We start from the raw sequence: 24,162 nt of genomic DNA, 5'->3' as shown, positions 1-24,162 counted from the left end.
AGTGGCAAGCCAGAGGGAGACAAACATGCCCAAGATCGCCAAGGACAACAGTTACCAAACCGTCATCACCACCTTCGAGATGACCCCTGGCACGGCGCAGGATCTGATGGATGCGCTCAAGGATGCCTATGCCGCGTTCATTTCGAAACAGCCCGGCTTCATCGCTGCGGGGCTGCATATCAACGATGCGCAGACGCGGATCGCAAACTACTCGCAGTGGGAGCGGCGCGAGGACTTCCTGGCGATGCTGCGCACCGAAGAGATGCGCGAACGCAATCGCAAGATCAACGAATTGTGCAAGACCTTCGAACCTGTGATGTATGACGTCGTGGAGTGTTTTGATTGAATCCGATGACCCGGCACGGCGAGGTTCATGATTTGAATCAATGTGCCGTGTCCTGGGATGGCGCAGGATGATGCAGGGCCAGCGAGGGAGGGCTGACATGTATACAAATATTCTGGTTCCGGTATCGTTCGAGGCGGAGCGGGATGTCGACAAGTCCATAGACGTCGCCCGGGTACTGGCGGGAGAAGGCGCGCAGATCGCGCTCTTGCACGTGGTCGAGCATATCCCGAGTTATGCGGTCTCGTATATGTCTCAGGAATATGTCGACGAAGCGAGCCGCGCGGTTCAGGCCGAGCTTGAGCAGATGGCCGAGGGTATCGAGAATGCCCGGGCGGTCGTCATCGAGGGCCACTCGGGCCGTTCGATCCTTGACTGGGCCGGCAAAAACGGGGTCGATTGCATCATTCTTGCGTCCCACCGCCCCGGGTTGCAGGATTATTTTCTGGGTTCGACCGCAGCGCAGGTGGTGCGCCACGCGGGCTGTTCGGTGCATGTGCTGCGTTGATCATTGGCCAAATAATGCGAGATACCAAAAAGGAGATGAAGAGATGTACAAGAATATTCTGGTGCCAATTGCGGCCGATCATGACCCCAGTACCGAGGCGGCGCTGAACGTGGCGCGCGCATTGGCGGCGGACGGTGCAAAGATCACCGCACTGACCGTCGTCGAGCAGATGCCGGGCTATGTCCAGTCTCAGATGCCCGAGGGGCAAATGCAGAAGATGCAGGAAGAAGTCGAGACGGGGCTCAAGGCCGAGTTGGAAAGCGCTGCAGACGTGACGCCCGTGGTGGTCGCAGGTCATTCGGCACGCACGATCCTCGATTATGCCGATGAGAAGGGCATAGACTGTATCGTCATGGCCTCGCATAGACCCGAGTTTTCGGACTACTTGTTGGGGTCGACCGCGGCGCGGGTGGTGCGGCACGCGCAATGCTCGGTGCATGTGCTGCGCTGACCTCGGACAGGGGGATCTGGCCCCGCATCGTCAGGGTGCGAACGTGAGCTTGGTTCAAGTTCAGAAGTTAGGTTAAGGGAGAGGTAGTCGGATGAAGAAACTTGCCATGATCGTGGCGCTGTTGGCGACACCCGTTGCGGCGCAGGAACCTGTGAATATCGCGCCAGGCATGATGTCGGTCACAGTCGAGACACCCGAGGGTCCGGTAGAGATCAGCCGGATTCAGGATAATGACAACCGGCTGACGGGCGATTTTTCCATGACGTCGCGGCCCTGCCCGGATTTCTGTATCCAGCCGATGGTGCCCGCACCCGGTGTGACGCCGATTGGCGAACTGGAAATGCTGGAGTTTCTGAACGATCCCGAGGTGGTGGTGATCGACGGCCGGGTGCCGCCCGATTTTCGCGGTGGCGCGATCCCCGGTGCGGTGAACGTGCCCTATACCGAAGCCGCCGACCGCCTGCATGAACTGGGTTGCGAGCCGGATTTCGACGGGTTCATCTGTGATGGCCCGGATGTGAAATCGGTCGCGCTCTATTGCAACGGCCCCTGGTGTGGCCAGTCACCCACCGCCGCACGGCGGATGATCGAGGCAGGGTTTCCGGCCGAGAAAATCCATTACTATCGCGGTGGCATGCAATCCTGGCGGTCGCTGGGGTTGACGGTGACGGAAGCGGAGTGACCCGAAGGCCGGATGTGGCGTGACGGAAGATGGTGGTGGAGGCAGGAGGGATCGACCCCCTGGCCTCGTCATTGCGAAAGACGTGCTCTCCAAACTGAGCTACGATCCCGACGCCCAGAGAGGTGCTCCAGCAATGGGACATTGACAAGGGCCATAGCGCCACGGTTCGGGTGGTTTCGGGTCCGAGCCTGTTGGCTTTGATGGTGGTGCCGAAGTGTTTCGGCATAGATGTGGACGAACAGGGCAACAGGAGGAACGAGACGTGAGCGAGAAAACCTGCCTGATCATCGGCGGTGGCCGCGGCATGGGGGCCGCGACCGCGCGCGAGATGCATAGCCGGGGCTATCGCCTTGCGCTGATGTCGCCATCGGAAAGCTGCGAGAGGTTGGCCGAGGAACTCGGCGGTGTTGCACATCGCGGCAGCGCCGAAAATGCCGAGGATACGCAGGCAATCTTCGATCTCGCGATGCAGAGCCATGGCCGGATCGATGCCTGTTTGATCCATGTGGGCGGGCCGCCCAAGGGCGATCTGCTGGAGATTGCCGAGGAGGACTGGGACCGGGCGCATGAGATGGTCCTCAAGCCGGTGATCCGGATGGCCAAGTTGCTCACCCCGGTGATGGAGGCACAGGGCGGCGGGTCGATCGTGAACATCACTACCTTTTCGGCCTTCGAGCCGTCGCTGATCTTTCCGACCTCGAGCGTGTACCGCGTGGGCGTGTCGAGCTTTGCCAAGCTTTACTCGGATCGTTACGGGCCTGTGAATATCCGAATGAATTGCCTCTTGCCGGGCTTTACCGACAGCCGCGACCTGCCGCAGAAATATGCCGATATGTCGGCGCTGGGCAGATTGGCGCGGGCCGAGGAGCAGGCCAAGGCGGCGGCGTTCCTGCTGACCGACGACAGCAGCTATATCACGGGGCAGAGCCTGCGCGTGGATGGCGGCGTGACCCGGGCGATGTAGGCGCGATTGGGAAGGACCGCGCGGCTTGGCGGCGGCGGTCCGACGTGGTCTAATGCCGACCAGCCACGGCATGTCGGGCGCTTGCCCCGTGCCGGATCGTGCCATGACAGTTGCGAACGGGAAGGGACCACGGAAATATGTCGGAGAGCAAGGACTATACCTATCAGTCGATCGCGCGTTCGGTGCTGGACCAGGGCGTGGATACCATGTTCGGCCTGATGGGGGATGCCAATCTCTTCATGGTCGATCATTTCGTGCGCCATTGTGGTGGCACCTTCGTGCCGGTTGCCTATGAGGGCAGTTCGGTTCTGATGGCGCTGGCCTATTCGCATGTCGCGGGGCGCGTGGGGGTGGCGACGGTAACGCATGGCCCTGCATTGACCAATTGCACGACTGCCCTTGCGGAGGGCGCGCGCGGGCATGTGCCCATGATTCTGCTGGCCGGGGATACGCCGGTGATGAACCCGCAGCACCTGCAAAGCATCGATCAGCGCGAACTGGTCAAGGTGACGGGGGCCGGGTTCGAGCAGATGCGTGCGCCCGAGACGGCATCATATGACATCGCTCATGCCTTTTACCGCGCGAAGATCGAGAAACGGCCCATCGTTCTCAACATGCCGGCCGATTTCATGTGGTTGGAAACCGTGCATGAAAAGAAGGTGTTCCAGGTGTTCGAGACGCCCGCCTACGTGCCCGAGGGTGACGGGGTGGATCAGGCGATTGGCATGATCGCCTCGGCACGTCGGCCGGTTATCCTTGCCGGGGCGGGGGCCACGGGTGCCCGTGACAGCCTGATCCGGCTGGCCGACAGGTTGCAGGCGCCGCTGGCCACGACATTAAAGGCCAAGGGGTTGTTCAATGATCACCCCTATAACATGGATATCTTCGGCACGCTCAGCACCCCGGCCGCCTATGAGGTGATCGACAAGGCCGATTGCGTCGTCGCCTTTGGCGCCAGCCTGCATGCCTTTACCACCGATCAGGGCAAGCTGATGAAGGGCAAGCGGGTGATCCAGATCAACGAGGACCCGGCCCAGATCAGCTTCAACTACCACCCCGACGCGGCGCTGGCGGCAGATGCGCGGCTGACCGCCGAAAACATCATTTACTGGCTGGACGAGGCCGAGATTGCGCCCAGCGGCTTCACCGAGGAGTTGGATCGCGAAACGCTGACCGCGCACCCGCCGGGACAGGCCGAGAAGGCCAAGCCGGGCTATGTCAATTACGTGTATGCGCTGGACCGCCTGGAAGAGGCTTTGCCAAAGGATCGCGTCCTGACCACCGATGGCGGGCGCTTCATGACCGAGGTCTGGTGCCGTATCTCGGCGCCCGATCCGAAGAGCTTCATTGCCACCACGAATTTCGGCTCGATCGGGATCGGACTCCAGGAGGCGATCGGGGCCAGCATCGCCGCCCCTGACCGTCCGGTTGTGCTGTTCACCGGGGATGGTGGTTTCATGATGGGTGGGGTCAACGAGTTCAACACCGCCGTGCGATTGAAGCAGGATCTCATCGTGATCCTGTGCAACGACTCGGCCTATGGGGCCGAACATATCCAGTTTCTCGACAAGCGTATGGACCCTGGGCTTTCGCAATTTGACTGGCCGTGTTTTGCCGAGGTGGCGACCGCGTTGGGCGGACAGGGGGTTTACGTGCAATCGGCCGAGGAGCTGGACGCCGCGATCGAGGCGATCGAGAGCCGGGATGGGCCATTGCTGATCGAGCTCAGGCTTGATCCCCACGACGTGCCGCGGATGCGGATCTGATGCGGGGCTTGTCCGGTTCGCGCATCGGTGTTGTCTTTCTGGTCGTGGCGGTCTTGCTGTCTGGTGGCGCATCGGCGCAGGCCGGTGAGCGGGTGCGGCTTGGTTTTGGCCACCTGACGTCCAATGACGTGCTGGTAGATGGGCGTGACCGCTGGCGCAGCGCCTCGCATGTCGCGAGCCTTGTCTGGGGGCCCGAATGGCGGGGGCGGCTTCCAGAGCGCCTTGGTGATGTGATCGAGCTCAGAATGGGGCTTGAGATCATTACGCCGGAATACCTCAACAGCCCGCCCGGCCGGATCGACCGGCCTTTTGCCGGTGCGCTGGCACTGGGGGTTCATAGCCATTTCCGGCGTGGCAGCACGGACGTCGCGGCGGGAGTCGATCTGGTCATGACCGGGCCGCAGACGCAGCTCGACGATGTTCAGACGTCCATTCATGATGCGCTCGGAATCAACGGGCCCTCGGCGGCGGTGCGTGCGGGCCAGATCGGTAACGGGCTGCATCCCCGCCTGGTCGTAGAGGCAGGGCGTTCGTTTCAACTGGCACCCGCCGCCGAACTGCGCCCCTTTGTGGAGGCGCGTTGGGGCGTGGAGACCCTCTTGCGCGCGGGCGCGGATCTGAACCTGGGGCGGATCGGAGGTGCGGGCGAGTTGCTGGCACGCGATCACGTTTCCGGGCACCGGTATCGCGTGACCGGGGGCAGCACGGGCGGGGTGAGCGTTGTCTTGGGGGGCGACATTGCGCGGGTCGAAAAGAGCCTGTTTCTGCCGGAACCCGGCTTTCGCCCCGAACGCGAACGCACACGCCTGCGCGCTGGGTTTCACTGGCAGGGCGCGCGCGGGGGTGCGAGCGGGTTCTACGGGCTGACATGGCTGAGCGAGGAAGTCGTGGGTCAAAGCGAGCCGCAGCTTTTGGGTTCGGCCATGTTGAAGTTCAGATTTTGACGGCAAATCTGGTCCTTACCGACCGTTGCTTATGTGAAACATCAGGATTTTTAGCAACAGTTTCGCGGCAAAATCCGGCGTGATGGGTTGGCCGTGCGAATCGCCTCTGCTACCGTCGGGGCAATAAAAAAGACAAGGCAGGTTATCAGGCATGGGAACGGGCTTTCGTGGCACGTTCGTCATCTCCTGGTCGCAGACGGAAGTGGACGGATTGGGCGCGGCGCCGGTTCATGCGCTGGGTGTCGGTGCGACTTGGCTCTGGCGCGGAGAAACGGTGCGCGTGGATGGCCCGGGTGAGCTTTTGCGGCTGGAACAGGCGGACGGGGAAGTGAATATCCGCAAGCGTGCGGCGCGAATGGTGCAGCGGCTTGTGGGCGTGGCGGTGAACGACAAGGTGCGACTGGACGATGTCGCATTGGACGGGCCGCTGATGGACAACAATTTCGTCGTGACGGATGGCGCACGCAGTTATACCGTTACCCTGATCGATGTGGCGCCGGGGCAGCCGCCGCTCTTGATGTTTTTCAACGAAATGCCGCCGCGTGGCCGGGAATTGTGGGTGGTTCATCAAAGCCATGAGGGGCCGGTGCATGATCCGGCGGGGCCGGATGCGGGGGGCGTGATCTGCTTCACCCCCGGCACACGGATCGAAACCCCTGACGGGCCGAGGCGTGTGGAAGACCTGCGCGAGGGTGACCGGGTGCAGACCAAGGACAACGGGGCGCAGGACATCCTTTGGATAGGGTCGCGCCGGATGACCGGTGCGCGATTGTTCGCGATGCCTCGGCTCAGGCCGGTGCGCATCCGGGCCGGCGCGCTGGGAGTCGGGCGTCCTGACGAGGAGGTGGTCGTGAGCCCCGAGCACCGCATGGTGGTCAAGGGTGACGTGGCGCGGGCGCTCTTCAACACCGACGAGGTGCTGGTGCGCGCCAAGGACATGATCAACGGGCGCGATATCGTCAGGGACAACCAGTTGCGCGAGGTCACATATGTGCATCTCTTGTTGCCCGCGCATCAGGTGGTTTGGGCCAATGGCGTGGAAACCGAGAGCTTTCATCCGGCCAACACTGCCATCTCGACCCTGGGGGCGCAGGATCGCGAGCGGTTGCTGGGTATGTTCCCGGGTTTTGAATACAGCCCGCATTCCTATGGCGACTACGCAAGGCGCAACCTGTCCGAATCCGAAGCGGCGATCCTCATGCACGAGGCGGCCTGATCCGTACGCTTGGGGTTGCCTTTCCGGTTGACACGCGCCTGCGCTGATCTATAAGCGCGGCTTCATTGGTGTTGGTGGCCCCCGCAAGGGGACGCCTGTCGGGCGCCGGGCAACCGGGTAAGACCAGAGGACAACGCCCTTCATAGTGGCCCGTGGGGCCACGCATCAGAAGGAGACCAGCCGTGACCAAACGCACGACTGCCAAGTACAAGATCGACCGCCGGATGGGCGAAAACATCTGGGGCCGCCCGAAATCCCCCGTCAACCGCCGCGAATACGGCCCCGGACAGCATGGCCAGCGCCGCAAGGGCAAGCTCAGCGATTTCGGAATCCAGCTGCGCGCCAAGCAGAAACTCAAGGGCTACTATGGCGACCTGACCGAAAAGCAGTTCCGCCGCATCTATGCCGAGGCCGAGCGGGTCAAGGGCGACACCGGTGAGCACCTGATCGGCCTGCTGGAGCGCCGTCTCGACGCGGTCGTGTATCGCGCCAAGTTCGTGCCGACCGTCTTTGCCGCCCGCCAGTTCGTGAACCACGGCCATGTTCTGGTCAATGGCAAGCGGGTCAACATCCCCTCCTACCGCGTGTCCGAGGGCGACGTGATCGAGGTGCGTGACAAGTCCAAGCAGATGGCCGTCATCCTTGAGGCGACCCAATTGCCAGAACGTGACGTTCCCGATTACATCGACGCGGACCATTCCAAGCTGACCGCGACCTTCGTGCGCACGCCGTCGCTGGGTGATGTGCCCTATCCGGTGATGATGGAACCGAACCTCGTCGTCGAATTCTACGCGAAGAACTAAGCCGCTTCGCAACAGGATCGGAAGGGTCGCGACGGGATGCCGACGCGGCCCTTTTTTATGCCCGGTCCATGCCGGCGCGGCGCCTTTCCGTCTGGATCGGATCGCGTCGGACCGTTATCAACACCCCGAGGAGACCGCGATGCACAAGATCGAACCCCAACCGGGTATCATGGAGATCGACCTTTATGTCGGTGGCAAGTCGCGCCTGGCCGGACATGACGAGGTTCTCAAGCTGTCGTCGAACGAGAACCCGCTCGGATCGCCGCCGGTGGCGCGCGAGGCGCTGGCCAGTGCGTCGGCGGATGTGCATCTTTACCCGCCGACCGATCATGCGGACCTGCGCGCGGCGATCGGCGCGGTCCATGGGCTCGATCCCGAGCGTATCATCTGCGGGGTCGGGTCGGACGAGGTGCTGCAATTCGTGACGCAGACCTTCAGCGGCCCGGGAGACGAGATCATCCACACCGAGCACGGGTTCTCGATGTACCCGATCCTGGCGCATATGGCCGGGGCGACACCGGTCTGCGTGGCGGAGGTGGAGCGCGTGGTGGACGTGGACGCGATCCTGGCGGCGGTGACCGGGCGGACGCGGCTGGTGCTGATCGCCAACCCGGGAAATCCGACCGGCACGATGCTGCCGCAAGGGGAGATCGAACGGCTGGCCGAGGCGCTGCCGGGCCATGTGATCCTCGTGATCGACGGGGCCTATACCGAGTATGCCGAAGGCTATGATGGCGGTGCAGCACTTGCGGAACGTCTGCCCAACGTGTTGATGACACGCACATTTTCCAAGATTTACGGGCTGGGCGGGCTGCGTGTCGGCTGGGGCTTCGGCCCGCGTGCGATGATCGACGTGATGACCCGCATCCGCCAGCCGTTCAACCTTTCGGTGCTGCAACTGGCCGCGGCCGAGGCGGCGGTTCGTGATCGCGACTGGGTTGCGCGCTGTGCCGCGCTCAACGCCGAACAGCGGGTGAGATTGACCGGGGCGTTGCGGGAGATGGACATTGCCTGCGATGATAGCCACGCCAATTTCGTGCTTGCCCGTTTTGCCGACGAAGGCCAGGCGGGAGCGGCGGATGCGGCGTTGCAACGGGACGGGATCATCGTGCGGCGGGTGACAGGATACGGTATTCCAGAGGGGTTGCGCATCACCGTGGGCGATGCGGCGCAGACAGGCCGCGTGATCGCCGTGCTGCAACGCTGGCGGGAGGGGCAATGATGGCCGAGCCCTACGCGCGTATTGCCCTGATCGGGCTGGGCCTGATCGCCGGGTCGATGAGCCTTGCGTTGCGCCGGGCCGGTTACGAGGGCGAGATCACCGGCCATGCCCGAAGCGCCGAGACGCGAAAGATCGCGCGCGAGATCGGCCTTGTCGACCGGGTGTGCGACAGTGCCGCCGAGGCCGCGCGCGATGCCGATCTGGTCGTGCTGTGCGTGCCTGTGGGGGTGATGGGCGCGGTTGCGCGCGAGATTGCACCGGTCTTGAAACCCGGGACCACGGTGTCTGACGTGGGCTCGGTCAAGGCCGCGGTGGTCGAAGCGGTGGCGCCGCATCTTCCTGAAAACGTTCATTTTGTTCCGACGCACCCGATGGCGGGGACCGAACATTCGGGACCGCGCTCGGGCTTTGCCGAACTCTTCGACAACCGCTGGTGCCTGATCGTGCCGGGCGAGGGAACCGACGCGCAGGCGGTCGAGCGGGTGGCGGCGTTGTGGCGGATGCTGGGAGCCAATACCGAGGTGATGGAGGTCGAACATCACGACCTGCTTTGCGCCATCGTGAGCCATATTCCCCACCTTATCGCCTATACGATGGTCGGTGTGGCCGACGATTTCCGACGGGTGAGCGAGCAGGAGGTGATCAAGTTCTCGGCCGCGGGGTTTCGCGATTTCACCCGGATCGCGGCGTCGGACCCGACCATGTGGCGCGACGTGTTTCTCAACAACAAGGAAGCGACGCTGGAAATCCTCGGGCGCTTCACCGAGGAATTGTTCGCATTGCAACGTGCGATCCGCACGGGCGACGGAGAGCAATTGTTCGACTATTTCAGCCACACCCGCTCGATCCGGCGCGGGATCATCGAGGCAGGGCAGGACACGGATGCACCCGATTTCGGCAGGGTGAAGCCAAGATGAACAGCAAGCTATTGATAATACTTGTTTCTATCGTTTCGCCTTTAGGCGCATGTGCCAATGCGCCCGAATCATCACAGCGCCCGGTGGCGCGTGTCGAGGGCGATATACCGGCGGCCAGGGCCGAACCGCAGAGGCAGCGGGGCCTTGGGCGCGTGTTGCGTCCGAAGCCGCGTGGCGAGGGGGTGCGGCTTTTCGCGTCCAAGCGTCAGCGGGCGATTCGACGTGGCATGGTGTGTGGCGATCCGGCAATTCAGGGCGAGACGGTGGGGCGTGTGCCGGGCAAGATTGGCGGATGCGGGGTTAAGGATGCGGTAAGGTTGCGTTCGGTGGCCGGTGTCACGCTGAGCCAGCGGGCGGTGGTCGATTGCACCACGGCCAAGGCCTTGAAGACATGGGTGGAATCGGGGATGAAACCCGCCATCGGCAAGCGTGGCGGCGGTGCAGCGGAAATTCGGGTCGCGGCGCATTATGCCTGCCGGACGCGCAACGGCAAGACCGGGACGAAAATCTCGGAACATGGCAAGGGGCGGGCCATTGACGTGGCGGGCGTGAAGTTGAAAAACGGGCGCGAAATCAATGTTTTGAACCACTGGAGCCAGGGCTGGCGCGGACGTGCGCTCAAGCAGATGCATGCGCGCGCCTGTGGCCCCTTTGGGACCGTCCTCGGCCCCGAGGCCGACCGCTATCACCGCGATCATTTCCATTTCGACACGGCGCGCTATCGCTCGGGGACATACTGCCGTTAATGGCATGTTGTCGCACCGCGCCCCGTAGTTAACGCGTCACCATGTGTCGCGAACAAGGGGGGTGATCTTCGGCTGCGCCCCGGCTGCCGGGCATGCACCGCCGCGCCGCGGCATCGGTCAAGGAAAAATTGATCAATGCACCGCTCGGCGACACGCCCCGGGAAAATTGTCCCGGTTGGAAATTCGAGTATTTTTTACCAAGAAAGAGCATGGGCGTGCATGTGTTCTTTCTTGGCAAAAATACTCATTGGCCCGGGCTTGCCAATGGCGCAGCGGCGAGTGTGAATGAACCCAGGTGAACTATGTGGCGGGGGCCGAGCGCAGCGAGGCCCCCGCCACTGAGCGACGCGCGCCAGCGCGGCGCCAATCCTTACCTGAGACGCAGCACCGGGGCGGGGCCGAGCGGGACCGGGCCGAGCGAGACGCGGCCATTGGCGAAGTCGAGCGGGATGTCGAGGGTTTCGGGATTGCCGGAAAGCTGTGCCGCGAGGGACAGCCCTTGTTCGAGGCGTTCGCTCCAGCCCGATCCGATCCAGCCCATGTCGCGGGCGAGCATGAGGATGTCGCGCCAGTTCTGTGCCTTGACGGTGAGTTGGCCGAAAGGCCGTCCGCCACGGTCCACATCGAGCGTTCCGGCGAGCTTGAGTTCAAGCTGGCCCCAGCGCGCCTCGGCCAGCCTGAGCCGGACGCGCCGGGGCTGGGGGCGGGCCTCGGACAGCGCCGAGAGATCCCAGGCTGCATCGAACTCCACTTCGATATCGGCGCGCAGCGCGTCGAGGCGTCGTGGCACGGCTTGCAGATTGACCCGGTCGGGGAGGTCGGGGGTGAGGCCGTCGGCGTTGATTGCGAAGCGATAGGCCGAGGTGGCGCCGGGCAGCCGGTTCACTGCGGCCTGCACTCCGTCGAGCGTGGAGACCGCACCCGTGTTTGTGGTGATCGCCATGGCACCGGCGACAAGGTTCATCCGTTCCAGTGGCAGAGAAGGCGCGGCCTCGGTCACCAGGCTGGCGCGCATGTCCTTGCTGGTGATGTCGTAATGGGCCAGCGGGGTCGAGAGGCGCTGGGTCTCGGGCCAGGCGGCGATGACATGGTTGGGCCGGTAGGTGAGCGCGAAGATCTGGAAGAACGGGGCCGACCACGCGAGCCCGCTGTCGGGATCGGCCAGCGCAGGGTTCTCGAAGGTGGCATCGACCCGGTTGGGAAAGCCGCGGATCGCGAGATCGGTGTAATCGGCCTGCCAGCCCTCGGCGCGGCGTGCCTCGAACCATGTCTCGAAGCCGCTGCGGGTGCCGGTCATGGCGGCATACCAATAGCCCGACCAGCCCAGCCCGGCGACGATGATGAATATCAACAGACGTTTCACGCGTCGCCCCCTTGTTGTCCGAGCCGCGACGTGCTGTTTACTGCCCCGCAGAAGAAAGGGCCAGAGCATGTGGGTGTTCGGATACGGATCATTGATGTGGAAGCCGGGTTTCCCGCTGGCCGAGCGGCGACAGGCGCGGCTGACGGGCTATGCGCGCACGTTCTGCATGCGCTCGATCCATCATCGCGGAACGCCTGAACGTCCGGGGCTCGTGCTGGCGCTCGATGCGACCGAAAGGGCGTGGTGCGACGGGATCGCGCTGCGGGTGGAGCCGGGGCACGAGGACGCGACGCTGGATTACCTGCGCGAACGCGAACTGGTGTCCGCGGCCTATCTGGAGCGGCGCCTGCCGGTCATGCTGGAGGATGGCGGCGAGGTCGAGGCACTGTGCTACGTGGTCGATGCCGCGCATGGGCAGTATTGCGGCGGGCTCGATCTGGAGGAGCAGGCGCGGATCATCGCGGGGGCCGAGGGGGGCATGGGACCCAACGATGAATACCTGGTCAACACGGTGATGCATCTCGACGAGATGGGCATTCACGACCCCGATCTTCAATGGCTGGCGCGGCGGGTTCGCAATTATCACCAGGTGCCGTGAGGAACGGCAGACAAGCCGCACTGAAACATCAATATTCCTTGGCTTGGGCGTGGTGAACCCCTATCATTGGCGCTCAACGAAACAACGTGTCAGGAACCGTCCAGATGGACCAGCCGGACCGCGAGGCCGAGCCGCAGTTTTCCCACCCTGTGCGCCAGATCGTGATGATGCTGGTCGTGCTGGGCTTGGCCGGGGTGGGGATCTTTTTCGCCCTGCCAAGGGTGATGCCGGTCTTTACCGCCAACCCCTATCTCAACGGGTTCATCTTCTTCGTATTCGTCATCGGTGTGCTGGCCTGTTTCTGGCAGGTGTTCCAGATGTCGCGGTCGGTGCGCTGGATCGAGTCCTTTGCCAGCGGGCAGGCCGAGGTCGACGGGGTGCGCGCCCCGCAGCTTCTGGCGCCGCTGGCGACGCTTTTGCGGGGGCGGGGCCAGCGGATGCAGATCAGTTCGTCCTCGGCCCGGTCGATCCTCGATTCGGTGGCGCAGCGCATCGACGAAGAGCGCGAGATCACGCGCTATATCGTCAACATGCTGATTTTCCTTGGCCTTCTGGGAACGTTCTATGGTCTGGCCACGACCGTGCCGGCGGTGGTGGACACCATTCGCAGCCTTGCCCCGGAGGAGGGCGAGCAGGGCGTCGAGGTGTTCAACCGGTTGATGGGCGGGCTCGAGACCCAGCTGGGGGGCATGGGGGTGGCCTTTGCCTCGTCGCTTCTGGGGTTGGCAGGCTCGTTGATCGTGGGCCTGCTGGAGCTGTTCGCCGGGCATGGGCAGAACCGGTTCTACCGCGAGTTGGAGGAATGGTTGTCGTCGATCACCCGGCTGGGGTTTGCCAGTGGCGACCAGGACGGGGATGGCGGTGAACAGGCGGTTCTGGCCGGGCTCGTGGATCACATGGCCGAGCAGATGGAAGAGATGCAGCAGATGTTCGCCCAGTCCGACATGAGCCGGGCGATGGTGGACGAGAAGCTGGGCACGCTGGCCGATGCGATCGAGCGGATGACCTATCGGATGAGCGACCAGAACCCGGTGCATACGGCGTTGATGCGCGTGGCCGAGGGGCAGGAGGCGATACTTTACGAAATGCAGAACCGCCCGCAACAGGAGGCAGGCGGGATCGACGCGGAGAGCCGGATGCGGCTCAGGTCGATCGACGTGCAGATGCTGCGCATTCTCGAAGAGATCAGCGCCGGGCGCCACGAGACCATGACCGAGCTGCGCAACGACATCAACGCGCTTGTGCGGGTCCTGGAGCGGCGGGGAACGCGACCGGTGCGCACGTTGAAGCTGGCGCCCGAGCAGAAGCGCGACCGGGAGGGAGAGGAGTAGGCCATGGCGCTGTCGCGGCGCACAGGGCAGCGGTTCCAGGCCTCGATCTGGCCTGGCTTCGTCGATGCGATGACCGGCCTCTTGCTGGTTTTGATGTTCGTGCTGACCATCTTCATGCTGGTGCAGTTCGTGCTGCGCGAGACGATCAGCGGGCAGGAAACCGAACTCGATACGCTGTCGGCCGAGGTGACGGCGCTGGCGCAGGCGCTGGGCGTCGAACAGCGCCGCGCGGCCGAGCTTGAAAGCGAATTGTCCAACACGATCGAGACCGCCGAGGCCGAGGCCGAGCGGCAGGCCACGGTGATCGAGCGGCTCAGGGCCGAGCGTTCGGCTCTGGGGGCGGAGCTTGAGACCGCGCAGGGAGAGCTTGAGACCGCGCGGGGGCGGATCGCAACATTCGAGGAACAGGTGGCGGGGCTTCTGGCGGAACAGGCCGAGGACCGGGAAAGGATTTCCGGGCTGGAGGATCGCGAGGCCGAGCTCGTGAGCGAGCGCGAGGCGCTCAACCTTGCACTGGCGCAGGCGCGCGAGGAGATCGACGCCGGAGAGGAGGCCGCGCGCCTTGCCGCGGCGCGGCGCGAGGCGCTCGAGGCATTGGTTGATTCGCTGCGCAGCGAAAAGGCCGATCTGGAAAGCGCGCAAGCGGGGCTCGTGGCCGAGAGGGACGAGCTTGAACAGCGGTTGAGCGAGGAAGAGGAGGCGCGGCTGGCCGAGGCGGCAGCGGCAGAGGCGTTGCGCGAGCGGTTGGAGAATGCCGACACGGAACTGACCGCGATGACCCTGGCGCTGGAAGAACAGCGTCGGCGCGCAGAAGAGACGCTGACACTTCTCGCGGCGGCGGAGGAGACGAGCGAGGCGCTCGAGGCGCGGCTCGCCGCGGCGCTTCTGGAGGGTGAGCAGACGCAGGCAGAGCTTTCGGAAGTGGAAGAGGAAGCGTCGCAGCGGGCGGTTCGGATCGACGAACTCGAAATGGCGCTGGCAACGGCATTGCTGGCCGGGGAGGACCGCCAGCAGGCGTTGTCGGACGCCCAGCAAGAGGCGGCGCAGCAGGCGGACCGGATCGACTCGCTCGAAGCGGCGCTGGCGGAGGCGCTGGCCGAGGCGGAGAGCGCACGCGGCCGGGCGGGCACGCTGGAGGCGCGGCTGGCCACGCTCGAGGCGGCACTGGTGGACACACAGGCGCAGGCCGCGCAGCTGGAAACGCAACTGTCCGCGCGCGAGGAAAGCTGGGCCGAGCGGCTGGCCAAGGCCGAGGCGGCGTTGGCCGAAGCGCAGGCCGAGGCGGATGATCGTGGCGGTGCCGCGGCGTCGCTGGCGGCACAGGTTGCCACGCTCGAGTCGGCATTGGCGCGCAGCCGCGACGCGGCCGAGGGGCTCGAGGCCGAGCTTGACGCCGAGCGCGCGGGGCTCGAGGCGCGGCTGGCGGCAGCGGAGGCCGCGCTGGCTGAGGCCCGCGAGGGGCAGGCGGAGGAGCGGCGCAGTTTCGAGGAGCGGTTGGCCGCCGCGCAGGCAGCACTGGCCGAGGCCCGCGAGGGGCGCGAAGAGAGCGAGGCCACGCGCGCCGATCTGGCCGAGCGGCTCGAAGCGGCGGAGGCGCAGCTGGCCAAGCAGGCAGCCGAGGCGGAACAGGACGCCGAGGCGGCACAGGGCGAAATCGGCGATCTGCGGCGGCGGCTGGCAGCTGCACTGGCGGAAAAGGAGTCGACCGAGGAGGCGATGAGCGACCGCGAGGATATTCGCCGGCAACTCGCGCGGGCGCTGGCCGCGAAACGGGCCGCGGAACAGGAGGCCGAGGAGGCGATGAGCGAAGTGGAGGAGCGTGCGGCCCTTCTGTCCGCGGCGCGGCGCGAACTGGCCGGGGAAGAGGAAAAGGCGGCCGAGGCAGAGCGGCGGCAGGCGCTCTTGAACCAGCAGGTTGCGGCGCTGCGCTCGCAACTGGGATCGCTTCAGGCGCTGCTGGACGATTACAAGGAGCGTGAGGCGGCGGCGAATGTCGAGGTTCAGACGCTTGGCCGCGATCTCAACGCGGCACTGGCGCGGGCGGCGGCGGAAGAGCGCAAGCGGCGCGAGCTGGAAGAGGCCGAGGCGCGGCGGCTGGCCGAGGAAAAGGCCCGGCTTGAGGCCGAGAAGCAGGACCTGGAGCAATACCGCAGCGAGTTCTTCGGCCGGATGCGCGCAATCCTTGCAGGGCGAGAGGGTGTGCGGATCGAAGGCGACCGGTTCGTGTTCTCCTCCGAAGTGCTGTTCGCGCCCGGCAGTGCGGATTTGTCGGAGGAAGGGGAGGCCCAGATCGCGCGCGTTGCCGGTCTGCTGACCGAGGTGGCGGTGGATATTCCGGAGGAGATCGACTGGGTGATCCAGGTCGACGGGCATACCGACAACGTGCCGGTCATATCCGGTGCGGAGTTCGAGGACAACTGGGAGCTGAGCCAGGCGCGGGCGCTCTCGGTGGTGCGTTACATGGCCGATGAGCTGGGCGTGCCGCCGTTCCGGTTGTCGGCCAACGGGTTCGGCGAGTTCCAGCCCGTGGCCCCGGGCGACAATCCCGAGGCGCGGGCGCAGAACCGGCGGATCGAGTTGAAACTGACCGAGCGGTGATGACCGGGCGGTGAATTTCAGGCCAGGAAGAAACAGGTTCGCGGTTGTGCCGGCGCGGCGCGCGTCGCAGGGTATGGCCGGGTCGAAGGAGGGCGCGCGATGCCGGCATTGAAGGCGACGGAGTTTTTCGGTGAGGTGATGTGGCTGGGTCGGGTTGCGGATCGCGACGCGGCGCTGGCGGCGGAGCCGTTGGAGGCGGTGGCGCTCGATTGGGGTGGCATCAAGGGCGAGGCGCATGGCGGGGTGACGCGCGCGTCGTGTTCGCGCGTGCTGGATCAGCATCCCAGGGGCACCGAGATCGCCAATGTGCGCCAGCTTTCGGTCTTGTCGCAGGAGGAGCTAGAGGCGGTTGCCGCCGAGATGGGGCTGGATCGGCTTGATCCGGGGCTCCTCGGGGCGTCGCTGGTGCTGCGCGGGTTGCCGGATTTCACCTACCTGCCGCCGTCGTCACGCTTGCAGGCGCCGGGTGGGGCGACCTTGGTCGTGGATATGGAGAACCGGCCCTGCCAGTTGCCTGCAAAGGAAATCGAGGCGGTGCATCCCGGGTTCGGACGGGCGTTCAAGCGGGCGGCCGAGGGGCGGCGCGGTGTCACCGCATGGGTCGAGCGGCCCGGTGCGCTTCGGCTTGGCGACGCGATGCGGTTGCACGTGCCCGATCAGCGGACGTGGGAGCATCTGGAGGTTGCAAGGCGCGGGTAGGGGGGTATTTTCCGATCGGAAACGACCCCCGGGCAAGACCGACGCAAGCGGGGGCGATTATGTCGGATTCGCGCAGCCATTGCGGGGATTGGACGCGTAAGAGCGAAACCAGACACGCATACGAAGCGCCATCAGAGAGGTCCGCGCCCCATGAGCCATAAATCCGACATCGAGATCGCCCGCGACGCCAGCAAGCGCCCGATCCAGGAGATCGGTGCCAAGCTCGGCATAGATGCCGATCACCTGCTGCCCTATGGGCATGACAAGGCCAAGGTCAGCCAGGAGTTCATCAACAGCGTCGAGGGCAATGCGAATGGCAAGCTGATCCTCGTGACCGCGATCAACCCGACGCCCGCGGGCGAGGGCAAGACCACGACCACCGTGGGCCTTGGCGACGGGCTCAACCGGATTGGCAGGAAGGCGGCGATCTGTATCCGCGAGGCGAGCCTCGGGCCGTGCTTTGGCATGAAGGGGGGCGCCGCGGGCGGCGGTTATGCGCAGGTCGTGCCGATGGAAGAGATGAACCTGCATTTCACCGGCGATTTCCACGCGATCACCAGCGCGCATAACCTTCTGTCGGCGATGATCGACAACCATATCTACTGGGGCAACGAGCTTGGCATTGACGAGCGCCGGATCGTCTGGCGCCGGGTGATGGACATGAACGACCGGGCGCTGCGCGATGTCGTGGTGGGGCTGGGCGGCGTGCCGAACGGGTTCTCGCGCCAGACCGGGTTCGACATCACCGTGGCCAGCGAGGTCATGGCGATCCTGTGCCTTGCGCGCGATCTCGACGATTTGGAAAAGCGGTTGGGCGATATCATCGTCGCCTATACCCGCGAGCGCGAGCCGATCTATTGCCGCGATATCGGGGCGGACGGGGCGATGACGGTACTCCTGAAGGATGCGATGCAGCCCAACCTGGTGCAGACTCTGGAGAACAACCCCGCTTTCGTGCACGGCGGGCCGTTCGCCAATATCGCGCATGGCTGCAACTCGGTCATTGCCACCAGGACGGCGCTCAAGCTGGCCGATTTCGTGGTGACGGAAGCCGGGTTCGGCGCGGACCTAGGGGCCGAGAAATTCATGAACATCAAGTGCCGCAAGGCGGGGCTGGCGCCCGATTGCGTGGTGCTTGTCGCCACGGTGCGGGCGATGAAGATGAATGGCGGCGTGGCCAAGGCCGACCTGGGAGAGGAAAACGTGGACGCGGTCAACGAGGGCTGTGCCAACCTCGGGCGCCATATCGGCAATCTCAAGCAGTTCGGCGTGCCGGTGGTGGTGGCGATCAACCATTTCGTCACCGACACCGATGCCGAGGTGCAGGCGGTCAAGGATTACGTGGCCACGCAAGGCGCGGAGGCGATCCTGTGCCAGCATTGGGCCAAGGGGTCGGAAGGCACCGAGGAGCTGGCCACCCGCGTGGCCGAGATCGCCGAGAGCGGCGTGAGCCAGTTCGCACCGCTTTACCGTGACGACATGGGCCTTTTCGAGAAGATCGAGCGTATCGCCACGGCGATCTATCGCGCCGACGAGGTTCTGGCCGACAAGAAGATCCGCGACCAGCTTAAACAGTGGGAGGACGCGGGGTTCGGCCACCTGCCGGTCTGCATGGCCAAGACGCAGTACAGTTTCTCGACCGATCCCAACCTGCGCGGCGCGCCCACCGGGCACAGCGTGCCGGTGCGCGAGGTGCGCCTGTCGGCTGGGGCCGGGTTCGTGGTGGTGATCTGCGGCGAGATCATGACCATGCCGGGCCTGCCGCGCAAACCCGCGGCGCTGGAGATCGGGCTCAATGACATGGGGCAGATCGAGGGCTTGTTCTGAGGCTGGAAAACGGCCAGACCCGGCATCGAGCCGGGCCTGGCCGGGCCTCCGGCGGGAGTATTTGGGGCAAGATGAAAGGGCAGGGCCATGGGCGCGCAGATCATTGACGGCAAGGCATTCGCGGGCGTGGTGCGCGAGAAGGTGGCGGGCCACGTGGCGAATCTCAAGCAGGTGCACGGGGTGACCCCGGGGCTGGCGGTGGTCCTGGTGGGGGAAGACCCGGCCAGCCAGGTCTATGTGCGCTCGAAGGGCAAGCAGACGGTCGAGACGGGGATGAACTCCTATGAACATCGGCTTGATGCGAGCACCGGCGAAGGCGAGTTGCTGGACCTGATCGTGCAACTGAATGCCGATCCGGCGGTGCATGGGATCCTCGTGCAGTTGCCGCTTCCGGCGCATCTCGACGAGGATCTGGTGATCAACGCGATCGCGCCGGAAAAGGACGTGGACGGGTTTCACATCTCGAATGTCGGCCTGCTGGCGACGGGGCAGAAGGCGATGGTGCCCTGCACGCCGCTGGGTTGCCTGATGATGTTGCGTGACCACCATGGCAGCCTGTCGGGGATGAACGCGGTGGTGGTCGGGCGCAGCAATATCGTCGGCAAGCCGATGGCGCAGCTCTTGTTGCGCGACAGCTGCACGGTGACGATCGCGCATAGCCGCACGAAGGAGATCGAGGAGGTCACGCGGCGTGCCGATATCGTGGTGGCGGCGGTGGGCCGGCCCGAGATGGTGACGGGCGACTGGATCAGGCCCGGCGCGACGGTGATCGATGTCGGCATCAACCGGGTCGACGCGCCGGAAAAGGGCCGGAACGACGACGGCAGCGTCAGGACCCGGCTCGTGGGCGACTGCCACTTCGAAAGCTGCGCCGAGGTAGCCGGGGCCATTACGCCGGTTCCGGGCGGTGTCGGACCGATGACCATTGCCTGTCTGCTGGCCAATACCGTGACCGCCTGTTGCCGGATGCACGGGCTGTCCGAGCCCGAGGGCCTGACCGCCTGAGCTCACGTGAACCGGCCATTGGTGGAGAGACGTGAAGTCGCATCACCGTGGGGTTGTGCAGACCCGGCTGCCTGCGCTACATCCCCGTTCGGGCGCGACATGAGAGGCGTGCCTGAAACGACGGTATTGGTTCAATCGGGTTCAAGTGCGCAATTTCATTTCACGGATTTGTTCTCCGGTCAGCCTGCTCATGTGGATGGTGATCGGTGTAGTCGCAACACTGGCCGGGCCGTTCGGCACCTATGAGGCGATGACCCTTTCTCAGCGTGCGATGTTCTGGATGGTCTTCGTCGGGCTTTCGATCGCGGTGGGGCGGGGGATACGGGTGTGGATAGAGTCGCTCGTCCCGACCGGGCGCACATGGCTTCTGGAAGCGGTTCATCTGGTGGTGATCGTGCCGGTGATTACCCTGATGGTGCATTGGCTCGCGCCGAAGATGCCGGGCGCCGGGGTGATGGGGCCACCTTCGGTCGTGACAGTCGCGTGGCATGTCCTGGCAATCAGCCTGGTTCTGCTGGGCTTTCGGCGGGCGGTGCGGATCGAGCCGGCCCTGTGCCCTGACGAGGAGATGCTGCCCCGGCTTGCCGAGCGCCTGCCGCGCGAAAGGCGCGGCCCGATCCTGCGGCTCTCGGCGCAGGACCATCATGTCGAGGTGGTCACGACGGAGGGCACCGAAATGCTGCGCATGCGGTTGAGCGACGCGATTCGCGAGATGGAGCCGATCGAGGGCTACAGCACCCATCGCTCGCATTGGATTGCACGCGAGGCGATCGAGCGGGTGGAGCGGGCAGGTGCTGCGAAATGGCAGGTCGTGCTGTGCAATGGCGATCAGGTGCCGTTGACCCGCAGGTATCGCCCGGCGCTGGAGGCGGCGGGAATCGACATTCCCTGACGCGTTCCGCCTTGTTCGCGGGGCATGCATAGGGCGGAACGCTTTAGCGTGGCATCGGCACCGGACGTGGTGACGGGCCGGTGAGGATGGCGACGGCCCCGGGGCGCATGAGTGCCGCCAGCGCCTCTGAGCTGCTGCGCAACCCGCCGGTGTAGGTGCCATAGGCGGGCAGGATCACGCGGGCGTCGTCGATCAGGAAACAGGGGCGCGAGATCGTGCGCCCGCGCAGGGTGATCCGGGCCTTGGGGTGGTAATGGCCCGAGACCTCGCCCGCCTGGCCGGGCCGGGCGACATGGCGAAAGGTGAGCGGGCCGCGCGGCAGTTCGGCGAGATGCGCACCACCGAGGTCGAGCGGGCCGGGATCGTGGTTGCCCGCGATCCAGACCCAGCGGCGCCCGGCCTGGAGCCTTGAAATCCATATCTTTTCGGCATTGGGCAGGGCGTGGGCGGCGTCTCGGTCATCGAAGCTGTCGCCAAGGCAGATGACGGTTTCGGCGCGGGTTTCGGCAAGATCCGCATCGAGCCGGGCCAGTGTTTCGGCGGTGTCATAGGGGGGCAGGGTGGCGCCGACGCGGCGCGCCATGCGTTCGGATTTGCCAAGGTGCAGGTCGGAGACGCACAAGAGATTCTGCGCGGGCCAGAAAAGCGCGCCGGAACCGCGGGCCTGCAACTCGGCGCCGGCAAGGGTGAAGGCATGGGCGTTCATACGGTTTTGGTGCGGGTTTCGCGACGGATCTACAAGGGGATTTTGCCGTTCTGATCGAGACCTGCCTGTTTCATGAGGCGGGCGGTTTCCTCGGCCAGCAGGCGCTCGTCGGCGCTGCCGCTGACGGGCACGCGCCCGGCTTCGAGCAGGAGCGGTGCCGCGAGCGGGGTGACGCGGGGCAGGCGCAGCGTGTCGATGCGGCCCCGGGTGCGGTCGGCGAGTTCCTCGATGCGGGCGAAATCGACGAGGCCGCGCATTGCCTCGGCCCGCGTGACGCGCATCAGCAGGTGATCGGGGTCGTATTTCAGCAGCGTGTCATAGAGGATGTCGGAGGAAAACGTGGCCTGCCGCCCGGATTTTCGGGCGCCGGGGCTCATGCGTTCGATCAGCCCGGCGATGGTGGCAACGGCGCGAAAGCTGCGTTTCATCACCGCGTTGCCCGCGAGCCAGCCGTCGAGACCGTCACGCAAGGCATTGATATCAAGAAGGTCTGCGGCATCATGGACCGGGTCAAGCCCCCAGATCAGCGTGGCGTAATCGGTAGAGACGAAGCCCATGGGGGCAAGCCCCGTCTCTTCCATCCGCTTGGTCAGCAGAAGGCCCAGCGTCTGCTGCGCGTTGCGCCCGGAAAAGCCGTAGAGGCAGAGATGTTCGCGCCCGTCATGCGGGAAGCTCTCAGCGAGCAGCCGGCCCGGTTCGGGCAGGCGCGAGACCTTGCGTTGCAGGTGCAGCCAGTCACGGGTGTGGTCGGGCAGGTCGGGCCAGTCCTCCTGTCCGAGCATGGCCAGGATACGCTGGCAAAGCTGCGTGGAGGTGGCGAACTTGGTGCCCGAGAACACCGCGATCTTCGGGGACTTGGCGGTGTGGGGCGAGACCTCGACGGTGAGTTCGCGCAAGCCGTCAAAGCGTACGACGCGCCCGCCGATCAGGAAGGTATCGCCGGGGCTGAGCGATGCGGCGAAGCCCTCTTCGACCTCGCCCAGCGGCTTGCCGCGGCCCCCGAGTCGGACCTTGAGCAATTCACTGTCCTGGATGGTGCCGATATTCATGCGGATGCGCGAAGCGGCGCGGGGATCGCGCAGCTGCCATTGCCCGTCGCGCAGCATCAATCGCTGCCAGCGGTCATAGGCGCGCAGCGCGTATCCGCCGGTGGCGGCAAAATCGAGGCAGGCGTCGAAATCTTCGCGAGAGAGAGTCGCGTATGGCCCGGCGGTGAGGATCTCGTAAAAAAGTGAATCGGCGGTAAACGGACCGGCGCAGGCACGAATCAGGATATGTTGGCAGAGCACATCGAGCGGGCCGGGCCCACGCGGCGCGCCGTCGAGATCGCCCGTGCGGGCGGCCCCGAGTGCGGCGCGGCATTCGACCACCTCGAAACGGTTGGCAGGCACCAGAAGCGCCTTGGACGGCGCGTTGTAGCGATGGTTGGCGCGCCCGATCCGCTGGACCAGCCGCTTGACGTTCTTGGGCGCGCCCACCTGGATCACCAGGTCGACATCGCCCCAGTCGAGCCCGAGATCAAGGCTTCCGGTGCAGACGATGGCGCGCAGATCGCCGCGCACCATCGCCGCCTCGACCCGTTCGCGGCTTTCGCGCGCGAGCGAGCCGTGATGGATGCCGACGGGCAGCCCTTCGTCATTGGCAAGCCACAGATTGTGAAAGAAAATCTCCGCCTGGGCGCGGGTGTTGTGGAAGATGAGCGTGGTGCGATGGCGGCGCACCTCGTCCAGCACGGCGGGGATGGCATAGGATGCGCCGCCGCCCGACCAGGGCGGGGCTTCGGTGGTTTCGAGCATCTCGATCTGCGGCGCCGGGCCGGGATCGGCCGCCAGGATCGCGCAGGGATCGGGGTGCCGGGCCAGCAGCGTGGCGATCGCGGCCGGGTCATCGACCGTGGCCGAGAGGCCGACGCGGCGCAGGCCGGGGGCCAGGGCTTGCAGGCGCGAGAGGGCGAGGAAGAGCTGATCGCCGCGTTTCGATTCGGCGAGCGCGTGGATCTCGTCGACGATAACCCGTTGCAGAGTTTGGAAAATTCGTGGCGCATCGGGGTAGGAGAGCAGCAATGCGAGGCTTTCGGGCGTGGTCAGAAGGATATGCGGCGGGTCGGCGCGCTGGGCCTTCTTGCGGGTCTGGGTGGTGTCGCCGGAACGATCGTCGATGCGGACGGCCAAGCGCATCTCCTCGACCGGGCCCAGAAGGTTACGCTTGATGTCGGCGGCGAGCGCCTTGAGCGGGGAAATATAGAGCGTGTGCAAGCCCTTGTGCGGTGCTTGGGCGAGTTCCGCCAGCGTGGGCAGGAAGCCAGCGAGAGTCTTGCCGCCACCGGTGGGCGCAATGAGAAGCGTGGCCGGGTCGCCGGCGCGTGCGAGCATGTCGGCCTGATGCGGATGGGGCGACCAGCCGCGGGTGGCGAACCACTTTGCGATGGGGGCGGGCAGGGCGTGCATGGGCGGATGTTTAAGTCAGGTTGCTCAGGCGTGCGAGGGGGTTAACGCCGGTTGGGGGCCGAAAATCGGGGGGGTGACATCCGGCTGCCGCCCGGCTGCCGCCCGGCTGCCGGGGTGTGCGGGGCCGGGTGGTG

The 24,162-nt window shown here is 65.2% G+C and carries 23 protein-coding genes; 20 read left to right on the top strand and 3 right to left on the bottom strand.

Features of this window, described 5'->3' with window-relative positions:
• Window positions 1-25 precede the first annotated feature (25 nt).
• From ACESL9_RS06690 to ACESL9_RS06630, 13 genes are all read left to right on the top strand, one after another.
• Window positions 26-346 carry an antibiotic biosynthesis monooxygenase family protein gene (locus ACESL9_RS06690; protein WP_372614234.1) on the top strand — a complete coding sequence of 107 codons (321 nt, stop codon included), beginning with the start codon at window positions 26-28 and terminating at the stop codon, window positions 344-346.
• A 97-nt stretch (window positions 347-443) separates the two neighbouring features.
• Entirely contained in the window at window positions 444-851 is a 408-nt protein-coding gene (locus ACESL9_RS06685; protein WP_372614232.1) for a universal stress protein, read from the top strand.
• A gap of 43 nt (window positions 852-894) precedes the next feature.
• Window positions 895-1,302, top strand: a complete 408-nt coding sequence (locus ACESL9_RS06680; RefSeq protein WP_372614230.1) for a universal stress protein — start codon at window positions 895-897, stop codon at window positions 1,300-1,302.
• A 91-nt stretch (window positions 1,303-1,393) separates the two neighbouring features.
• Window positions 1,394-1,984, top strand: coding sequence for a rhodanese-like domain-containing protein (locus ACESL9_RS06675; RefSeq protein WP_372614228.1), 591 nt, complete (start codon window positions 1,394-1,396; stop codon window positions 1,982-1,984).
• A gap of 262 nt (window positions 1,985-2,246) precedes the next feature.
• Complete coding sequence (locus tag ACESL9_RS06670; protein WP_372614226.1) at window positions 2,247-2,948, top strand: SDR family oxidoreductase; 702 nt, start codon at window positions 2,247-2,249, stop codon at window positions 2,946-2,948.
• Between the two features lie 137 nt (window positions 2,949-3,085).
• A complete protein-coding gene (locus ACESL9_RS06665) occupies window positions 3,086-4,714 on the top strand; it encodes a thiamine pyrophosphate-binding protein (RefSeq protein WP_372614224.1) in 1,629 nt (542 codons plus the stop codon).
• Window positions 4,714-5,658, top strand: coding sequence for a lipid A-modifier LpxR family protein (locus ACESL9_RS06660; protein WP_372614222.1), 945 nt, complete (start codon window positions 4,714-4,716; stop codon window positions 5,656-5,658). The genes ACESL9_RS06665 and ACESL9_RS06660 overlap by 1 nt, the downstream gene beginning before the upstream one ends.
• A gap of 151 nt (window positions 5,659-5,809) precedes the next feature.
• Entirely contained in the window at window positions 5,810-6,874 is a 1,065-nt protein-coding gene (locus tag ACESL9_RS06655; RefSeq protein WP_372614220.1) for a Hint domain-containing protein, read from the top strand.
• A 182-nt stretch (window positions 6,875-7,056) separates the two neighbouring features.
• Window positions 7,057-7,677, top strand: coding sequence for a 30S ribosomal protein S4 (rpsD, locus tag ACESL9_RS06650; RefSeq protein WP_372614218.1), 621 nt, complete (start codon window positions 7,057-7,059; stop codon window positions 7,675-7,677).
• 139 nt (window positions 7,678-7,816) lie between these two features.
• Window positions 7,817-8,899, top strand: coding sequence for a histidinol-phosphate transaminase (gene hisC, locus ACESL9_RS06645; RefSeq protein ID WP_372614216.1), 1,083 nt, complete (start codon window positions 7,817-7,819; stop codon window positions 8,897-8,899).
• On the top strand, window positions 8,899-9,816 hold the full coding sequence (locus tag ACESL9_RS06640; RefSeq protein ID WP_372614214.1) for a prephenate/arogenate dehydrogenase family protein: 918 nt from the start codon (window positions 8,899-8,901) through the stop codon (window positions 9,814-9,816). Before hisC ends, ACESL9_RS06640 begins: the two co-directional genes overlap by 1 nt.
• A 152-nt stretch (window positions 9,817-9,968) precedes the next feature.
• Window positions 9,969-10,562: an extensin family protein gene (locus tag ACESL9_RS06635; RefSeq protein WP_372614212.1), complete on the top strand. Its 594-nt coding sequence runs from the start codon at window positions 9,969-9,971 to the stop codon at window positions 10,560-10,562.
• Between the two features lie 92 nt (window positions 10,563-10,654).
• Window positions 10,655-10,861, top strand: coding sequence for a hypothetical protein (locus ACESL9_RS06630; RefSeq protein WP_372614210.1), 207 nt, complete (start codon window positions 10,655-10,657; stop codon window positions 10,859-10,861).
• Between the two features lie 71 nt (window positions 10,862-10,932).
• Here the strand turns inward: ACESL9_RS06630 and ACESL9_RS06625 are convergent, their stop codons facing one another.
• Window positions 10,933-11,925 (bottom strand): DUF2125 domain-containing protein, encoded by a 993-nt coding sequence (locus ACESL9_RS06625; RefSeq protein WP_372614208.1) that lies wholly within the window; start codon window positions 11,923-11,925, stop codon window positions 10,933-10,935.
• A gap of 67 nt (window positions 11,926-11,992) precedes the next feature.
• On the opposite strand from ACESL9_RS06625, the gene ACESL9_RS06620 reads away from it, so the two are divergent.
• The 7 genes from ACESL9_RS06620 to ACESL9_RS06590 all read left to right on the top strand — a co-directional run bounded on the left by ACESL9_RS06620 (window position 11,993) and on the right by ACESL9_RS06590 (window position 20,875).
• Window positions 11,993-12,523, top strand: coding sequence for a gamma-glutamylcyclotransferase (locus ACESL9_RS06620; RefSeq protein ID WP_372614206.1), 531 nt, complete (start codon window positions 11,993-11,995; stop codon window positions 12,521-12,523).
• A gap of 104 nt (window positions 12,524-12,627) precedes the next feature.
• Complete coding sequence (locus tag ACESL9_RS06615) at window positions 12,628-13,854, top strand: biopolymer transporter ExbB (RefSeq protein WP_372614204.1); 1,227 nt, start codon at window positions 12,628-12,630, stop codon at window positions 13,852-13,854.
• Window positions 13,855-13,857: 3 nt separating this feature from the next.
• Window positions 13,858-16,452: a peptidoglycan -binding protein gene (locus ACESL9_RS06610; protein ID WP_372674629.1), complete on the top strand. Its 2,595-nt coding sequence runs from the start codon at window positions 13,858-13,860 to the stop codon at window positions 16,450-16,452.
• Between the two features lie 99 nt (window positions 16,453-16,551).
• Window positions 16,552-17,151 (top strand): MOSC domain-containing protein, encoded by a 600-nt coding sequence (locus tag ACESL9_RS06605; RefSeq protein WP_372614200.1) that lies wholly within the window; start codon window positions 16,552-16,554, stop codon window positions 17,149-17,151.
• Window positions 17,152-17,301: 150 nt separating this feature from the next.
• The gene (locus ACESL9_RS06600) at window positions 17,302-18,978 is read left to right on the top strand and encodes a formate--tetrahydrofolate ligase (RefSeq protein ID WP_372614198.1); all 1,677 of its coding nucleotides are present in this window, start codon (window positions 17,302-17,304) and stop codon (window positions 18,976-18,978) included.
• A gap of 87 nt (window positions 18,979-19,065) precedes the next feature.
• Window positions 19,066-19,983 carry a bifunctional methylenetetrahydrofolate dehydrogenase/methenyltetrahydrofolate cyclohydrolase FolD gene (gene folD / locus ACESL9_RS06595; protein ID WP_372614196.1) on the top strand — a complete coding sequence of 306 codons (918 nt, stop codon included), beginning with the start codon at window positions 19,066-19,068 and terminating at the stop codon, window positions 19,981-19,983.
• Window positions 19,984-20,173: 190 nt separating this feature from the next.
• A complete protein-coding gene (locus tag ACESL9_RS06590) occupies window positions 20,174-20,875 on the top strand; it encodes a LytTR family DNA-binding domain-containing protein (RefSeq protein ID WP_372614194.1) in 702 nt (233 codons plus the stop codon).
• Window positions 20,876-20,918: 43 nt separating this feature from the next.
• Here the strand turns inward: ACESL9_RS06590 and pdeM are convergent, their stop codons facing one another.
• Both pdeM and ACESL9_RS06580 read right to left on the bottom strand, forming a co-directional pair.
• Window positions 20,919-21,581 (bottom strand): ligase-associated DNA damage response endonuclease PdeM, encoded by a 663-nt coding sequence (gene pdeM / locus ACESL9_RS06585; RefSeq protein WP_372614192.1) that lies wholly within the window; start codon window positions 21,579-21,581, stop codon window positions 20,919-20,921.
• A gap of 29 nt (window positions 21,582-21,610) precedes the next feature.
• Entirely contained in the window at window positions 21,611-24,028 is a 2,418-nt protein-coding gene (locus ACESL9_RS06580; RefSeq protein ID WP_372614191.1) for a ligase-associated DNA damage response DEXH box helicase, read from the bottom strand.
• Window positions 24,029-24,162 lie beyond the last annotated feature (134 nt).

Origin of the sequence: Aquicoccus sp. (assembly GCF_041686535.1) — a bacterium.
In the GTDB taxonomy this organism is placed as follows: domain Bacteria; phylum Pseudomonadota; class Alphaproteobacteria; order Rhodobacterales; family Rhodobacteraceae; genus Aquicoccus.
This window is presented reverse-complemented; position numbering and strand designations above follow the sequence as displayed.

What these genes read in the sequence shown, in the direction of transcription:
- ACESL9_RS06610 (WP_372674629.1), top strand. Translation starts at nt 13,858, where the DNA reads ATGGCGCTGTCGCGGCGCACAGGGCAGCGGTTCCAGGCCTCGATCTGG.
- ACESL9_RS06690 (WP_372614234.1), top strand. Translation starts at nt 26, where the DNA reads ATGCCCAAGATCGCCAAGGACAACAGTTACCAAACCGTCATCACCACC.
- ACESL9_RS06640 (WP_372614214.1), top strand. Translation starts at nt 8,899, where the DNA reads ATGGCCGAGCCCTACGCGCGTATTGCCCTGATCGGGCTGGGCCTGATC.
- ACESL9_RS06685 (WP_372614232.1), top strand. Translation starts at nt 444, where the DNA reads ATGTATACAAATATTCTGGTTCCGGTATCGTTCGAGGCGGAGCGGGAT.
- ACESL9_RS06600 (WP_372614198.1), top strand. Translation starts at nt 17,302, where the DNA reads ATGAGCCATAAATCCGACATCGAGATCGCCCGCGACGCCAGCAAGCGC.
- ACESL9_RS06655 (WP_372614220.1), top strand. Translation starts at nt 5,810, where the DNA reads ATGGGAACGGGCTTTCGTGGCACGTTCGTCATCTCCTGGTCGCAGACG.
- ACESL9_RS06630 (WP_372614210.1), top strand. Translation starts at nt 10,655, where the DNA reads ATGCACCGCCGCGCCGCGGCATCGGTCAAGGAAAAATTGATCAATGCA.
- ACESL9_RS06580 (WP_372614191.1), bottom strand. Translation starts at nt 24,028, where the DNA reads ATGCACGCCCTGCCCGCCCCCATCGCAAAGTGGTTCGCCACCCGCGGC.
- ACESL9_RS06590 (WP_372614194.1), top strand. Translation starts at nt 20,174, where the DNA reads ATGTGGATGGTGATCGGTGTAGTCGCAACACTGGCCGGGCCGTTCGGC.
- ACESL9_RS06605 (WP_372614200.1), top strand. Translation starts at nt 16,552, where the DNA reads ATGCCGGCATTGAAGGCGACGGAGTTTTTCGGTGAGGTGATGTGGCTG.
- ACESL9_RS06615 (WP_372614204.1), top strand. Translation starts at nt 12,628, where the DNA reads ATGGACCAGCCGGACCGCGAGGCCGAGCCGCAGTTTTCCCACCCTGTG.
- ACESL9_RS06675 (WP_372614228.1), top strand. Translation starts at nt 1,394, where the DNA reads ATGAAGAAACTTGCCATGATCGTGGCGCTGTTGGCGACACCCGTTGCG.
- ACESL9_RS06620 (WP_372614206.1), top strand. Translation starts at nt 11,993, where the DNA reads ATGTGGGTGTTCGGATACGGATCATTGATGTGGAAGCCGGGTTTCCCG.
- hisC (WP_372614216.1), top strand. Translation starts at nt 7,817, where the DNA reads ATGCACAAGATCGAACCCCAACCGGGTATCATGGAGATCGACCTTTAT.
- ACESL9_RS06660 (WP_372614222.1), top strand. Translation starts at nt 4,714, where the DNA reads ATGCGGGGCTTGTCCGGTTCGCGCATCGGTGTTGTCTTTCTGGTCGTG.
- ACESL9_RS06665 (WP_372614224.1), top strand. Translation starts at nt 3,086, where the DNA reads ATGTCGGAGAGCAAGGACTATACCTATCAGTCGATCGCGCGTTCGGTG.
- pdeM (WP_372614192.1), bottom strand. Translation starts at nt 21,581, where the DNA reads ATGAACGCCCATGCCTTCACCCTTGCCGGCGCCGAGTTGCAGGCCCGC.
- ACESL9_RS06680 (WP_372614230.1), top strand. Translation starts at nt 895, where the DNA reads ATGTACAAGAATATTCTGGTGCCAATTGCGGCCGATCATGACCCCAGT.
- folD (WP_372614196.1), top strand. Translation starts at nt 19,066, where the DNA reads ATGGGCGCGCAGATCATTGACGGCAAGGCATTCGCGGGCGTGGTGCGC.